The organism is Novosphingobium aerophilum (assembly GCF_014230305.1).
Taxonomy (GTDB): Bacteria; Pseudomonadota; Alphaproteobacteria; order Sphingomonadales; family Sphingomonadaceae; genus Novosphingobium; species Novosphingobium aerophilum.
Genome location: NZ_JACLAU010000007.1, coordinates 107,737 through 121,095, shown reverse-complemented (window position 1 = coordinate 121,095; position 13,359 = coordinate 107,737). Strand labels below are relative to the sequence as shown.

14 protein-coding genes are annotated in these 13,359 nt (G+C 67.6%); 10 read left to right on the top strand and 4 right to left on the bottom strand.

The annotated features are described in order from the left end of the window. Positions 1 to 120 precede the first annotated feature (120 nt). The 3 genes from H7F49_RS07395 to H7F49_RS07385 all read left to right on the top strand — a co-directional run bounded on the left by H7F49_RS07395 (position 121) and on the right by H7F49_RS07385 (position 3,752). On the top strand, positions 121 to 1,284 hold the full coding sequence (locus H7F49_RS07395; protein ID WP_214647703.1) for a glycosyltransferase family 4 protein: 1,164 nt from the start codon (positions 121 to 123) through the stop codon (positions 1,282 to 1,284). A 138-nt stretch (positions 1,285 to 1,422) separates the two neighbouring features. Further along, complete coding sequence (gene ftsH, locus H7F49_RS07390) at positions 1,423 to 3,354, top strand: ATP-dependent zinc metalloprotease FtsH (RefSeq protein ID WP_185682928.1); 1,932 nt, start codon at positions 1,423 to 1,425, stop codon at positions 3,352 to 3,354. A gap of 5 nt (positions 3,355 to 3,359) precedes the next feature. Further along, the gene (locus H7F49_RS07385) at positions 3,360 to 3,752 is read left to right on the top strand and encodes a hypothetical protein (protein WP_185682927.1); all 393 of its coding nucleotides are present in this window, start codon (positions 3,360 to 3,362) and stop codon (positions 3,750 to 3,752) included. 71 nt (positions 3,753 to 3,823) lie between these two features. On the opposite strand, the gene H7F49_RS07380 is transcribed toward H7F49_RS07385, so the two are convergent. Both H7F49_RS07380 and rpoZ read right to left on the bottom strand, forming a co-directional pair. Beyond that, positions 3,824 to 4,984: a DUF3667 domain-containing protein gene (locus tag H7F49_RS07380; protein ID WP_185682926.1), complete on the bottom strand. Its 1,161-nt coding sequence runs from the start codon at positions 4,982 to 4,984 to the stop codon at positions 3,824 to 3,826. Positions 4,985 to 5,093: 109 nt separating this feature from the next. Next, the gene (gene rpoZ, locus H7F49_RS07375; RefSeq protein ID WP_185682925.1) at positions 5,094 to 5,438 is read right to left on the bottom strand and encodes a DNA-directed RNA polymerase subunit omega; all 345 of its coding nucleotides are present in this window, start codon (positions 5,436 to 5,438) and stop codon (positions 5,094 to 5,096) included. A 138-nt stretch (positions 5,439 to 5,576) separates the two neighbouring features. Here rpoZ and H7F49_RS07370 point away from each other — a divergent pair, with 138 nt between their 5' ends. Beyond that, positions 5,577 to 5,810, top strand: a complete 234-nt coding sequence (locus tag H7F49_RS07370; RefSeq protein WP_185682924.1) for a type II toxin-antitoxin system Phd/YefM family antitoxin — start codon at positions 5,577 to 5,579, stop codon at positions 5,808 to 5,810. Then, positions 5,807 to 6,193, top strand: coding sequence for a type II toxin-antitoxin system VapC family toxin (locus H7F49_RS07365; protein ID WP_185682923.1), 387 nt, complete (start codon positions 5,807 to 5,809; stop codon positions 6,191 to 6,193). Before H7F49_RS07370 ends, H7F49_RS07365 begins: the two co-directional genes overlap by 4 nt. Positions 6,194 to 6,224: 31 nt before the next feature. On the opposite strand, the gene H7F49_RS07360 is transcribed toward H7F49_RS07365, so the two are convergent. Then, positions 6,225 to 7,769: a replicative DNA helicase gene (locus H7F49_RS07360; RefSeq protein ID WP_185682922.1), complete on the bottom strand. Its 1,545-nt coding sequence runs from the start codon at positions 7,767 to 7,769 to the stop codon at positions 6,225 to 6,227. Positions 7,770 to 7,896: 127 nt separating this feature from the next. Here H7F49_RS07360 and H7F49_RS07355 point away from each other — a divergent pair, with 127 nt between their 5' ends. The 5 genes from H7F49_RS07355 to H7F49_RS07335 all read left to right on the top strand — a co-directional run bounded on the left by H7F49_RS07355 (position 7,897) and on the right by H7F49_RS07335 (position 12,144). Beyond that, entirely contained in the window at positions 7,897 to 8,379 is a 483-nt protein-coding gene (locus H7F49_RS07355) for a UPF0262 family protein (RefSeq protein ID WP_185682974.1), read from the top strand. A gap of 62 nt (positions 8,380 to 8,441) precedes the next feature. Then, the gene (locus H7F49_RS07350; RefSeq protein WP_185682921.1) at positions 8,442 to 9,155 is read left to right on the top strand and encodes a glycoside hydrolase family 25 protein; all 714 of its coding nucleotides are present in this window, start codon (positions 8,442 to 8,444) and stop codon (positions 9,153 to 9,155) included. Between the two features lie 7 nt (positions 9,156 to 9,162). After that, positions 9,163 to 9,603: a cytidine deaminase gene (locus H7F49_RS07345; protein ID WP_185682920.1), complete on the top strand. Its 441-nt coding sequence runs from the start codon at positions 9,163 to 9,165 to the stop codon at positions 9,601 to 9,603. A 40-nt stretch (positions 9,604 to 9,643) separates the two neighbouring features. Then, positions 9,644 to 9,874 carry a hypothetical protein gene (locus tag H7F49_RS07340; protein WP_185682919.1) on the top strand — a complete coding sequence of 77 codons (231 nt, stop codon included), beginning with the start codon at positions 9,644 to 9,646 and terminating at the stop codon, positions 9,872 to 9,874. A gap of 104 nt (positions 9,875 to 9,978) precedes the next feature. After that, a complete protein-coding gene (locus tag H7F49_RS07335; RefSeq protein WP_235981984.1) occupies positions 9,979 to 12,144 on the top strand; it encodes a S9 family peptidase in 2,166 nt (721 codons plus the stop codon). Between the two features lie 66 nt (positions 12,145 to 12,210). Here H7F49_RS07335 and H7F49_RS07330 read toward each other — a convergent pair whose 3' ends face one another. Further along, the gene (locus H7F49_RS07330) at positions 12,211 to 13,359 is read right to left on the bottom strand and encodes a M14 family metallopeptidase (protein WP_185682918.1); all 1,149 of its coding nucleotides are present in this window, start codon (positions 13,357 to 13,359) and stop codon (positions 12,211 to 12,213) included.

The window sequence follows — 13,359 nt, the reverse complement described above, 5'->3', positions numbered from 1 at the left end:
CGGAGGGGTGATGACAAATACTCATGCCCGTTATCTGCCAAAACGGCTGTTTCCGGGGCTCCTGCAAGGGCAATCCAACCTCGCCAATACGCTTGTGGTCAGCCGGGAAGGCACCGATCGTTGATCGAACGCGACTATCTGATCGATGTGACCAGGCTGGTCTGGCGGGCATGGTCGGGGCGCCTGCCGACCGGGATCGATCGGGTGTGTCTGGCCTATCTGGATCATTTCGGTGATCGCGCCCAGGCGGTCGTCCAGCGTGGCGGCATGCAGCGCGTGTTCTCGCCCGCGGCGTCGGATCGGCTCTTTGCCGCGATCCGCGCGGGCGGGCCGGGGTTCCGCACCCGGCTGCTGCGATTGCTGCCCTTCGCGCTCAGCTCGGGCGGGGGGGTGGCCAAGGGCCGGGCAGGCCGCGGGCCGATCTATCTGAACATCGGCCACACCGGACTGGACGAGCCTTCGCTGCCGGGCTGGGTCCGGCGCAACGGCCTGCGGGCCGTGTTTCTCGTCCACGATCTGATTCCGATCACCCATCCCGAGTTCTGCCGCAGCGGCGAGGCCGAGAAGCACCGCGCCCGGATGCGCAACGTCTTGACCTGCGCGGCCGGGATCATCGGCAATTCGCAAAGCACGCTCGACGAACTGCAGGCCTTTGCCGAGCTGGAGCAACTGGCCGTACCGCCCTTCGTCCCGGCCTGGATTTCCGGTCACGAAATCCCGGACAGCGCGCCGCCGGCGGCGATGGATCGCCCGCACTTCATCGTGGTGGGCACGATCGAGGGCCGCAAGAACCACATCCTGCTGTTCCAGATCTGGCGGAAGCTGGTGGAACGGCTCGGTCATCGCGCGCCCCGGCTGGTGGTGATCGGCCAGCGCGGCTGGGAGGCGGAGCATGCCCTGGCGGTGCTGGATCGCAATCCGCTGCTGCGCGGGCATATCCGGGAACTGGGCAGCGCCAGCGACCTCGAAGCCGCTCGTCTGATGGCCGGGGCGCGGGCCCTGCTGATGCCGTCATTCGCCGAAGGCTTCGGCCTGCCCGTGGTCGAGGCGATGCAATTGGGCACGCCGGTGATCTGCACCGATCTGCCGGCCTTCCGCGAAATTGCCGGGGACATTCCGCACTATCTCGATCCGCTCGACGGGCTTGGTTGGGAATCGGCGATCCTCTCCTTTCTCGAGGACTGCCCCGACCGCATGCGCCAGATCCGCCAACTGCGCGGCTATCGCGGGCCGGACTGGCCCTCCCATTTCGCCGTGGTTGAGCCCTGGCTGAGCACCTTGTGACAGGGCATGCTCTCCGGCGGGGCTGCGGGCCGGGCCAAGGCACCGGCGATGGCGGCTAAATCGACCGGCTGCACCGTTGGTTAGCTTGCCATTCAGACCTTCTCTCCTACATTGCACGGGGAAAGGACTTCGCCCGCGATGAATGAAGAACAGCCCAACGGGAATCCCTGGCTCAAGAGCCTGCTGGTCTGGGGGGGCATCTTCGTTGCCCTGATCCTGGTCGTCTCGATGTTCGGGACCCGCACGGAAAGCAGCGGCACCCCCATCGCCTACAGCGATTTCCGGGCCAAGGTGGCCGACGGCAGCGTGGCCGAGGTGGCCGTCGGGGCCGAACGGATCACCGGGCGCTACCGCAACGGCGACGCGTTCAGCACCGTGCCGATCCCCAACGACACCAGCCTGCCCGAACTGCTGCAGCAGAAGGGCGTGCGCTATGCCGGCAAGGTGGCGGACGAGCCCAACCTGCTGCTCTATGTCCTGATCAATTCGCTGCCGTTCATCCTGATCCTGGGCGTGGCCTTCTTCGCGCTGCGCCAGGTCCAGAAGGGCGGCGGGTCCGGCGCGATGGGCTTTGGCAAGTCCAAGGCCAAGCTGCTGACCGAACGGCAGGGCCGCGTCACCTTCGACGATGTCGCCGGCATTGATGAAGCGCGCGAGGAGCTGGAGGAGATCGTCGAGTTCCTGCGCGATCCCAGCCGCTTCGCCAAGCTCGGCGGGCAGATCCCCAAGGGCGCGCTTCTGGTCGGCTCGCCCGGTACCGGCAAGACCCTGCTGGCCCGCGCGATCGCGGGCGAGGCGGGCGTGCCGTTCTTCACCATTTCCGGCTCGGACTTCGTCGAGATGTTCGTCGGCGTCGGCGCCAGCCGCGTGCGCGACATGTTCGAACAGGCCAAGAAGAACGCGCCGTGCATCGTCTTCATCGACGAGATCGACGCGGTCGGCCGCCACCGTGGCCACGGCCTGGGCAATTCGAACGACGAACGCGAACAGACGCTCAACCAGTTGCTGGTCGAGATGGACGGGTTCGAGGCGAACGAGGGCATCATCATCATCGCGGCGACCAACCGCCCCGATGTGCTCGATCCGGCGCTGCTGCGCCCGGGCCGCTTTGACCGTCAGGTGGTCGTGCCGATCCCCGACATCGAAGGCCGCGAGAAGATCCTGTCGGTCCACATGAAGAAGGTCCCGCTCGCGCCGGACGTGAATCCGCGCACGATCGCGCGCGGCACCCCGGGCTTCTCCGGCGCGGACCTGGCCAACCTGGTGAACGAGGCCGCGCTGCTCGCCGCCCGGCGCAACAAGCGCCTGGTTGCCATGCAGGAGTTCGAGGACGCCAAGGACAAGGTCATGATGGGCGCCGAACGGCGGTCCATGGTGATGACCGACGACGAGAAGAAGATGACCGCCTATCACGAGGCCGGTCACGCCATCGTCTCGGTGAACGAGTCGGCATCCGATCCGATCCACAAGGCCACAATCATCCCGCGCGGCCGCGCGCTGGGCATGGTGATGCGGCTGCCGGAACGCGACAGCTATTCCTATCACCGCGACAAGATGCACGCGAACCTGTCGGTCGCGATGGGCGGCCGCGTCGCCGAGGAGCTGATCTTCGGTTACGACAAGGTCAGCTCGGGCGCGTCGTCCGATATCCAGTACGCCACCGGCCTTGCCCGCAACATGGTGACCAAGTGGGGCATGTCCGACAAGCTCGGGCCGCTGCAGTACGAGGATCAGCAGGAAGGCTACCTCGGCATGGGCGGCTCGGCCCGGCTGTTCGCCTCTGACGAGACCAACAAGCTGATCGATAGCGAAATCCGCATGCTGGTCGACGGCGCCCATGCCCGCGCGACCGAGATTCTCAAGACCAACGAGGACAAGCTCCACCTGCTGGCCCAGGCCCTGCTCGAGTACGAGACCCTGACCGGTGAGGAGATCGAGCAGCTCATGAAGGACGGCAAGATCGATCGTCCCGACCGTCCGAGCGGTCCGGCTCGTCCGGTGGCGGTGCAGGGCTCGGCCATCCCCAAGGCCGGTCGTCGCTTCAACGGCGCTGCGGCGCAGGGAGCCTGACAAGAATGCAGCGAAAGATCGGAAGGATCGCGATCGCTGCCGTGGTCTCGCTCACCCTGGTGGGCGCGGTCCCGGCTTCGGCCGCCGAGGGGCAGATCACCGTCGGCAGCTTCCTTGCCCGGGCCAATGCCCTGAAGGCCAAGGGTATCGCGGCGCTGTTCTCATCCGAGCTGAAGACCCTGCGCGGCATCGGCCAGGCGGCAGGGGCCGAGTATCGCGCCCGGCTGGCGCAGGAACGGGCCGCAGGGCGGCCCAGCTCCTGTCCGCCACCCAAGGTCGAGATCGGGAACGACCAGTTCCTCGCGCATCTGGAGACCTATCCCGCCGCGGCACGCGATCGGACCACCCTGACCACTGCGATCGGCGACCTGTTCGCGCGCAAGTGGCCCTGCCGCTGAGTATGGGCCGCTGAATCGGGGGTCCCAGGATTTCCGACCGGCGCCATCCACCGGGCCCGTCCGTCGGACGATCAGCCCGCGCCGGTCTGGGCCAGGATCAGCATGGCGAACAGGGTCAGGCTGAAAATCGCAAAGATCGACAGGGCAAAGGTGCGCACCCCGGTCATCAGCCAGGACCCGCCGTAGGTGCCCTTGAGCTGGGCGAACATGTGCACCGGCGGAACCAGCAGCAGCAGCGGCACCCAGGGTTCGGACTGCACCTGGCTGACCAGCAGGATCACCACCGACAGCAGCGTCATCATGCACAGCGAATAGGTGACGAACACCGTGTGGTCATAAAGGTGGAAGCGCCGGCTGAACGGAAACAGCAGCCACAGGAACGGCACCGAAAGCGGGATCAGGGCCCAACTGTATTTGTAGGCGTTGCTCTGCATCTTGTAGAGCACCAGCGTCGGGTTGGTCTTGAATGCCTCGATCGCGTGCTGGATCTGGGGCACATCGCTGTGCAAGCCCTTGCCGTTGTCGCCGAAGACCAGGCCGGTCGGGCCTTCGTCCGCAGGGGCCGTTTTCGTCGGGGATCGGGTCGCGGTGACGCCGGTCTGTCCGGCGGCCTTCGGCTTGTCGTCTGGTATGCCCCGGATGATCTCCACGGCCAGCCGCGCCCCGTTCAGTTCGCCGTCGACCGGGTCGGTCGGCTTGCCCTGGGCCACGAGCACGGCGCGGCGGGCCTCAAGCTGGGCCAGCTTCGTCTCCGCCTCGCGCAGGGCCTTCGCGCGGTCGGCGGGCGAGCTGTTCTGGACCAGCTGGCGCGGATCCACCGCCATCTCGCCCCCGACCATGTGGAAGCTGGTGAACATCACGAAGACGCAGAACAGGAACAGCGCCAGCGGCGAAATGAAGCGGGCCCGCTGCCCGTCGATATAGCGGCGGGTCAATTGCCCGGGGCGGAACACCAGCAGCGGCAGCGTGCGCCAGATCTTGCCCTCGAAATGGAACACCCCGTGCAGCAGATCGTGGAAGAACGCGCCGAGGGTGCGGTGGACATGGGCGTGCTGCCCGCACTGGTGGCAATGGGTGCCGATCAGCGTGGTGCCGCAATTGAGGCAGGCGCCCTCGTGGGTATGGCCGTCATGGCCGGGCTGGCCGCCGCTCGCTCCCCGTTCGCGTTCGATCGCCGCCGCTGTCAGCGATGTCTGCGCCAGATCTCCCACCGCTTGTTGCCACTCGGTCATGATGTCCCCCGCTTGCCGGTGTATTCTAGGGGGAGCGGCCGGAAAGCAAAAGGCCCCGGTGCAGCGAGCACCGGGGCCTTTTCTGCAATTGGCCAGGGGCCGGAGTGGCTCAGCCGTCGTAGTCGCCACCCAGCGAGGTGTTGCGCACCGGCGCGGCGGCCGTGATGCGCAGGGCTTCGGCCTGCTGGCTGAGCGAGCCGATCTCATCGACCTCATCGTCGTCTTCGGGCAGGACGCGCTGCAGCGAAGAGATCACGCTTTCCTTCAGCACGGTCGGACGCACGGTCTCTTCCGCGATCTCGCGCAGGGCAACCACGGGGTTCTTGTCGCGATCGCGCTCGATCGTCAGCTCGGCGCCGCCCGAAATCTCGCGCGCGCGCTGCGCGGCAAGCAGGACGAGGTCGAAGCGGTTGGGGACCTTGTCGACGCAATCTTCAACGGTAACGCGCGCCATGGGGCACTCCGATAAGGCAGACACTGCTGGAAACCCCGGCGCCTAGGCCGGGGTGGGCGGAAAGTCAAGGAAATCGGGCGGTCATGGCTGTTGCGGACGACGATAAAGTTAGCTAAAGTCTTAGCTAAGGAGATGGTTGTGGCGCAGTTCTCAGTTCACGATGCCAAGACGAACCTGTCCAAGCTGATCGCTGATGCCCTGGCCGGCGTCGAGGTCGTGATCGCGCGGGGCAAGGTTCCCGTGGTCAAGCTGGTTCCCGTGGAGCCTTCAGGCAAGCGGAGCTTTGGTGCCCTGCGTGGCCAGATCTCTGCCGACGAGCGGTTCGGCGAACCCTTGCCCGATGAGGAGCTGGCGGGCTGGAGTCTCGATTGAGGCTTTTGCTCGACACTCACGCGCTGATCTGGTGGTTGGCTGGCGATATGGCGCTCAGCCAAAGGGCCCGTGAAGCCATCGCCGATGAAGCCAACCTGGTGCTGGTCAGCGCGGCCTCAGCAATGGAGGTGGCGACCAAGTTCCGTATCGGCAAGCTGCCGGGCGCGGCCTTGCTGGCGCGTGATTTCGAGAGCGTTCTGGCGAGCCAGGGCTTTGACGAGCTGGCAATTACGCCGCGCCACGCCCGACTGGCGGGGGCCATGGCGATCCCGCACAAGGATCCTTTCGACCGGCTGCTGATTGCACAGGCCCAGGCGGAAAATCTGGTGCTGGTTTCGAACGAGGCCTTGTTCGATGACTTTGCCGTCAATCGTCTGTGGTGAACGGCACCGACCTCTGGCGAAAGCGCCGCCCTCAATCGTCGTAGCTGTGTCCGCCCAGCGCATCCTCGGCGAGGTCGCTGAACCGCGTGATGCGCGGTTCGAAGCGCATGCGGACCTTGCCGGTGGCGCCATGGCGCTGCTTGGCAACGATCAGTTCGGCCAGGCCATAGACCCGCTCCATCTCGGCAGCCCAGGCCGCGTGGGCATCGTGGATCTTGCCGTCGTCGCCCTCGACCGGGCGCTTGGGCTCCTTGGCGGCGACGTAATAGTCCTCGCGATAGACGAACCAGACCATGTCGGCGTCCTGCTCGATCGAGCCCGATTCGCGCAGGTCCGACAGCTGCGGGCGCTTGTCCTCGCGCTGTTCGACCGCGCGGCTGAGCTGCGACAGCGCGATCACGGGAACCGAAAGCTCCTTGGCCAGGGTCTTCAGCCCGCGCGAAATTTCCGAAATCTCGTTCACGCGGTTGTCGTTGGCGCGGCCGGTGCCCTGCAGCAGCTGCAGGTAGTCGACCACGATCAGCCCCAGCCCGTGGCGCCGCTTGAGCCGGCGCGCGCGGGCGCGCAGGGCGGCGATCGTGAGGGCCGGGGTGTCGTCGATGTAGAGCGGCAGCTCGGCCAGGCGCTGGCTGGCGAAGGACAGGGCCTGGAAATCGTCGCGGCTGATCTTGCCCATGCGCAGCGCTTCGGAACTGATGCCCGATTGTTCGGCCAGGATGCGGGTGGCCAACTGGTCGGCGCTCATTTCCAGGCTGAAGAAGGCGGTCGCCGCGCCGACCGACTTCTCGTCCGGAATGCCGTCCAGCCGGTCGCGGCGCAGGCGGTCGGCGGCATTGAAGGCGATGTTGGTGGCCAGCGAGGTCTTGCCCATGCCCGGGCGCCCGGCGAGGATGATCAGGTCCGAATCGTGCAGGCCGCCGACCTTCTCGTTGATCGAGGTGAGGCCCGTGGTCTTGCCCGAGACATGCCCGCCCGACAGCAGCGCCTGCTCGATCATGCCCAGCGCGGTCTTGGTCGCCGTGGCGAATTCCTTGGCCTCGCTGCCGGTCGAGGCGCCCTCGGCCACCTTGTAGAGCGCGGCCTCGGCCAGCTCGATCTGCTGCAGCGGCTCGACGCTTTCCGACGTGTCGAGCGCGGCTTCCACCAGGTTGCGCCCCACGCTGACCAGCTCGCGCAGCAGGGCCAGGTCATAGATCTGCTCGGCCAGCTCGCGCGGGGCGAGCAGGCCCTGGCCATCGGCGGTGAGGCGGGCGAGGTAGGTCACCCCGCCCAGCGCGCGCAGCGATTCGTCCGCCTCGAAATAGGGCTTCAGCGTGACCGGGGTGACCACCGCCTTGCGATCGAGCAGTTGCACGATCCGCTCGTAGATGCGGGCGTGGACCGGCTCGAAGAAGTGCGCCGGCTTGAGCGGGGTGTTGAGCTCCTCGATCACCCGGTTGTCGATCAGCACCGCGCCAAGGAAGGCGGCCTCGGCTTCGATATTGGCGGGCAGGGTGCGGCCGGCTGGGGCCGATGCGGGCTGGTCCCCGGCGGGATGGGGCGCGTCAAGCGGGGTGATAAGCAGATTCTCGGCCATGAAGCGCAGACTGATGCGCCGTCCCGCGCGGCCTCGCAAGGTGGCGGTGCGGGGGAATTATTCCACAGCATGTGGATTTCAAACCGCCTTGCGGTGCGGCGCAGCATTTGCAATGGCTGCTGCCCCCATGGCGGACGCACGCATCTCGCACATTGAACTCGACGAGGCCACGATCCTCAGCCGCAATGCCGATATCGAGCAGGAGCGGCGGGTCGCCATGTTCGACCTGATCGAGGACAACACCTTCAAGCCGGCCCGCGCCTTCGCCGCCGGGCACGAGGGGCCTTATCGGGTGCGGTTGGCGGTGCATGACGGCCGCCTGCAGATGGAGGTGGCGGACGATTCCGGCCAGCTCCTGGAAACCCTGATCCTGGGCATGGGCCGCTTCCGCCGGTCCATCCGCGATTACTTCGCGATCTGCGATTCCTATTACCAGGCGGTGCGCAAGGCGACCGCGGCCGAGATCGAGACGATCGACATGGCCCGCCGCGGCATCCACAACGAGGCGGCCGAACTGCTGCTGGAGCGGCTCGAAGGTAAGATCGAAACTGACTTTGCCACGGCACGCCGCCTCTTTACCCTGATCAGCGTGCTGCATATCAGGGGCTGAGGGGCAGGCGGCCTGAGCGGCGCCATTCCCGTCCGGACACGACACAGGATCGACACCGCACCATGGCGAGGAGGAGAGGGTACGCCGCCGCCACGGGCCGCTGGCGCTTGCGCCTGGCGGCGCTGCTGCTGCTGGTCGCGCTGATCGGCGGGGTCTGGGGATGGTGGCACCTGCGCCACTGGACCCCGGAGCGCGTTCTCTATCCGGTCCAGGGGATCGAGGTCGGGACGACCGAGGGCGCGATCGACTGGGCCGCGGTCAAGGCCGTGGGGGCCGATTTCGCCTATGTCGATGCCAGCGCCAGCGCCTTCGCGCGCGATCCCGCCTTCGTGAAGAACCTGGAGGACGCGCGCGCCGCCGGGCTCAAGGTGGGGGCGGTCCATCTCTACGACCCCTGCCAGCCGGCCGAGCGCCAGGCGGCGAACTTCGTCACCGTGATCCCGCGCGACGCCAAGATGCTTCCCCCCGCGGTCGACCTTGACCGGCTGGCCGACGATTGCCCGGTCAAGGTCAGCGACGCCAAGGTGGAAAGCGAGCTGATGACCTTCCTCAACCAGATCGAGACTCACACTGGCAAGGCGGTGATCCTCAAGCTGTCGCGCCGGTTCGAGGCCCGCTATCACGTCGCGATGGCGATCGACCGCAGCCTGTGGGTGACGGGTGAACGGTTCGAGCCTGAATATACCGCCCGCCCCTGGGCGATGTGGACCGCCAACACCCATCTTGTCACCGACGCGGGGGAAGAGCCGCTGCGCTGGGTGGTGATGCCGAAGTGAGGACCTGATGGCCATCGACCAGTCCGCCCTGATCGCCGCCGCCCGTGAGGCGTCGACCCGGGCCTATGCCCCCTATTCGGGTTTCCACGTCGGCGCGGCGCTGGCCTTCGCCGATGGTTCGGTGGCGGTCGGCGCCAATGTCGAGAATGCCAGCTACGGTCTGGCGCTCTGCGCGGAGACCAGCGCGGTCGCCCAGGTGATGAATGCCGGGGTGCGCGGCGGGCTGGTGGCCGTGGCGGTGATCGGCGGTGCCCCCGACGAACACGGCGCGGCCCGCCCCGGTGCCGCGCCCGTCACGCCCTGCGGCCGCTGCCGCCAGGTGCTGAACGAACTGGCCCAGCTGGGCGGCACCGATCCGGTGATCTGGTGCGTCGGGGCCGAAAGCGTGCTGGAACTGCGCCTGTCCGAGCTGCTGCCCCACGCCTTCGGTCCGGCGAACCTGGGCTAAGCCCGTCTTGCCTCATCCCCGCCAGCGGCTAAGCAAAGGCATGACCGCCGCGGACCTTGAGCAGTTGATCATCGCCCGGCTTGTCCGCGACCAGGGCGGCACGTCGCAGACCTGGCGGCGTGCGCTCGGCCGGATCATCGTGCGGGACCCGAGGACGCATGCCCATTGCAACTGGGACGTCCGACCCGCCGGAACGGATGCCCAGCACGCCGCGATCGAGACGCTGCTCGACGAGGTGCGGTTGCAGCACTCGATCGTGGTCGCGGGCTGACCGGGGCCCAGCCCGCACCCCGTTGGCGATCGCGGCGCGAGGTGATAGCCCACGCAGCGGGATCGGCGCCCCGGCGCGCGCCGGAAGGGGAGCATCGGCAGGACATGATGGCGAAAACGCGGGCGGTGGCGCGGGGTCTGGCAATCGGGGTGGCGGTCATTGGGGCCATGGGCCTGGTCCCGGCCGTGACGCCCGCGCCGCTCATGGCGCAGGGGCGCCAGGTGCTGACTCACGAGACGCTGTGGATGATGAAGCGCGTCGGCGCGCCCTCGATCAGCCCGGACGGGCGCTGGGTGGTCTATGCCATGAACGAGCCGGCCTATGAGGCCGACAAGGCGGTCTCCGATCTGTGGCTGGTTCCGGCCGATGGCTCGGCCCCGCCGCGCCGGATCACCAACACCAGAGGCGGCGAGGACGACGTGGCCTGGGCGCCCGACAGCCATCGGCTGGCGTTTTCGGCCAAGCGCGAAGGCGACGAGGACGCCCAGATCTATGTGCTGGATGTGGCCGGCGGCGAGGCCCAGCGCGTCACCACCGTCCCCTTCGCGGCGCGCAAGCCGCAGTGGCGCCCCGATGGTCGCGCCATCCTGTTCGAAGCCAGCGTCTGGCCCGGGGCGAGCGATATCGACAGCCAGCGCAAGGCCAGGGCCGAGCGCAAGGACCGCAAGTTCAACATGCGGACCTATGACCATTCGCCGGTGCGCTACTGGAATGAATGGTACGATGACCGGCGCCCCAGCCTGTGGCTCCAGTCGCTCGACGATGGCCAGCCCGCGCGCGATATCCTGAGCGGCACCGCGCTGGCGAAGGAGGATGGCTTCTTCGGCGTGGCCAATGGCGATGGCGGCGTGTCGCTGTCGCCCCGCTGGAGCCCCGATGGCAAGGACGTGGTCTTCGTCGCCACCACCGAACGGTGGAACGCGGCCTTTGCCAATGTCGGCTACCGGTTGTGGGCCCTGCCGGTCGCAGGGGGCGAGGCGCGCGAATTGCCGGCCGGCGCGGGCGGCTTTTCCGATCTGGCCTTCACTCCCGATGGCCGCCACCTCCTGTTCAACAAGACCGACCGGGTCGAGGAAGTCTATTCCCTGCCACGGCTGAAGCGGCTGGTCTGGAACGGTGGCACCGCCGCCGAGGACGTCACCCCCGGGTTCGATCGGGAACCGGCGCAGTTCGCCGTGACGCCCGACAGCAAGTCGATCTTCATGCTGGTGCCCGAGGGCGCTGGCGAGAACCTCTATCGCGTTCCCCTGGCGGGCGGCCTGCCGCAGAAGGTGATCGCCCCGGACGTGGGGGGATATACCGCCCTGGACCTGGCGGCCAAGGCCAACGGAACGGTGCTCGTCGGTCTCTACGGCAGTGCGGTCAATCCGGTTGAGGTGGTGCGGATCGACCCGGTGAAGCGGTCGCACCGGCTGCTCACCCAGGTCAACGTGGCGCAGGCCGCGACGATCGACTGGGGGCCGCCCGAACGCTTTGTCTTCACCAGCGCGGGCGGGCGGCCGATCCACAACCTGATCGTCAAGCCGCCCGCGTTCGATCCCGCCAAGAAGTATCCGCTGTTCGTGATGATGCACGGCGGTCCGGCCTCGTCCAACCCCGACCAGATCGGGCTGCGCTGGAACTATCACCTGCTGGCGGCGGCAGGCTATGTCGTGCTGATGTCCGACTACACCGGGTCGACCGGCTATGGCGAAGCCTTTGCCCGCGCGATCAAGGGCGATCCGCTGCGAACCCCGGCCAACGAGATCAACCAGGCCGTCGACGAGGCGGTGCGCCGTTTCCCGTACATCGATGCCAGCAACGCCTGCGCCGGCGGCGCCAGCTATGGCGGGCACCTGGCCAACTGGATGGAGGGGGCGACCAAGCGCTACAAGTGCCTGGTCAGCCACGCGGGTGAGGCCGACCTCCTGACCCAGTGGGGCGAAAGCGACTTCAACTATGGCCGCGAACTGAGCAGCGGCGGCGTGCCCTGGGGCGATAGCCCGGTCTGGCGCGATCAGAGCCCGGTGCTCCATGCGGCCAAGTGGTCCACGCCGATGCTGATGACCATCGGCGAACGCGATTACCGCGTGCCGCTGGGCAACACGCTGATCATGTGGACCGCGCTGCAACGGATGAAGGTGCCCAGCCGCCTGCTGGTGTTCCCCGACGCGTGGCACTGGATCACCAAGCCCGAGGACAGCCGCCAGTTCTACCGCGAGGTCCACGCCTGGCTGGCGCATTACCTGAAGGACGGCCCGCAACCGAAGGGTGGTCCGGTGAAGCCGTGATCGCGGTCCGTTCGTCCGGCGGGGTGTCGAAGGGGGTTGGGGCCCCAGCCCGTCACTCCCGCCCCGTCACTCCCGCCCCGTCAGCCATTCCCCCAGCGCCGCGATGCAGTCGCGGCCCAGTTGGATCGAGCGTTCCGGGCTCCAGCCCTGGGCGGGGTCGGGCAGGTCGTCGTTGTCCTTGAACGGCATTTCCAGCGTGAAGGCGACGCAGCCGTGGCTGGGGCCGAAGCGCTGGGCGAGCTGGTTGGTGCTCATCGTCAGATTGGCGCTGCCGGGGCGGGCGGTGGGATAGCCGAGGCGGGTCTGGAAGTCGGGTGAGCGGCGCTCCAGGATCGCGCGATAGCGGTCATAGCCGGCGCCCTGGCCCTCGGTCCAGGCGGGGATGCCGTGGAAGCCGGCGATGAAGGCCGCGGGAATCGCCTCGTCACCGTGGACATCCATGGCGAAATGGACCCCGCTTTCGTCCATCGCGCGCAGCACGGCCAGGACTTCGGGTGAACGGTCCGGGGAAGGGGCGTGCCATTCGCGGTTGAGGTTCACGCCGACCGCATTGGTTCGCAGATGCCCACGGAATGAACCATCCGGGTTCATGTTCGGCACGATGTGGAAGCGGCACCGCTGGCGCAGCAGCCTTGCCCAGGGATCGGCGGGGTCGGTCAGGCGGTCGAGCGCGCCCTCCATCCACCATTCGGCCATCGATTCACCCGGGTGCTGGCGGGCATAGAGCCAGACCTGGGTGTCGCCTTCGCCGAGTTCCAGGCAGTCGATCGCGCGGCCGTCGAGCGTGGTGCCCAGGCAGCGATAGGTCACGCCCTCGGCCTGGGCGGTGGCGGCGATCAGATCGTCGTGGCGCTCCAGCGAATAGGGCGCGAAATAGGCGAACCAGGCCAGGTCGCCCGCGGGCTGGTGGCGGATCGTCAGGGTGCCGCCGTCGGCCTGCTTGTCCCAGTCCGTCGCGGCGCGGCCCCAGTGTTCGCGATCCTCGGATACGGCGGCGCGATAGCCGGGCCAGCCGCCGGGATAGGCGCTGGCATTGAGGCCGGTCAGCCGCAGCGTCACCTCGCGCCCGGCCGCGCCGCTGACGCGGAAGTGGAACCACTGGAAGAATTCGGACTGGTGGTCGCGGCGGATGGTCAGCCGGGCCTCGGTCCCGGTGATCGCCAGGACCTCGATATTGCCCGAATCGAACTGAGCATGGATCGTGATGTCGTTCAT

Bases quoted from the DNA above. Each gene is read 5' to 3' on its own strand.
- H7F49_RS07345 (WP_185682920.1), top strand. From the start codon at position 9,163: ATGGCCATCGACCAGTCCGCCCTGATCGCCGCCGCCCGTGAGGCGTCG.
- H7F49_RS07380 (WP_185682926.1), bottom strand. From the start codon at position 4,984: ATGACCGAGTGGCAACAAGCGGTGGGAGATCTGGCGCAGACATCGCTG.
- H7F49_RS07335 (WP_235981984.1), top strand. From the start codon at position 9,979: ATGATGGCGAAAACGCGGGCGGTGGCGCGGGGTCTGGCAATCGGGGTG.
- H7F49_RS07330 (WP_185682918.1), bottom strand. From the start codon at position 13,359: ATGAACGACATCACGATCCATGCTCAGTTCGATTCGGGCAATATCGAG.
- H7F49_RS07385 (WP_185682927.1), top strand. From the start codon at position 3,360: ATGCAGCGAAAGATCGGAAGGATCGCGATCGCTGCCGTGGTCTCGCTC.
- H7F49_RS07355 (WP_185682974.1), top strand. From the start codon at position 7,897: ATGGCGGACGCACGCATCTCGCACATTGAACTCGACGAGGCCACGATC.
- H7F49_RS07360 (WP_185682922.1), bottom strand. From the start codon at position 7,769: ATGGCCGAGAATCTGCTTATCACCCCGCTTGACGCGCCCCATCCCGCC.
- rpoZ (WP_185682925.1), bottom strand. From the start codon at position 5,438: ATGGCGCGCGTTACCGTTGAAGATTGCGTCGACAAGGTCCCCAACCGC.
- H7F49_RS07350 (WP_185682921.1), top strand. From the start codon at position 8,442: ATGGCGAGGAGGAGAGGGTACGCCGCCGCCACGGGCCGCTGGCGCTTG.
- ftsH (WP_185682928.1), top strand. From the start codon at position 1,423: ATGAATGAAGAACAGCCCAACGGGAATCCCTGGCTCAAGAGCCTGCTG.
- H7F49_RS07340 (WP_185682919.1), top strand. From the start codon at position 9,644: ATGACCGCCGCGGACCTTGAGCAGTTGATCATCGCCCGGCTTGTCCGC.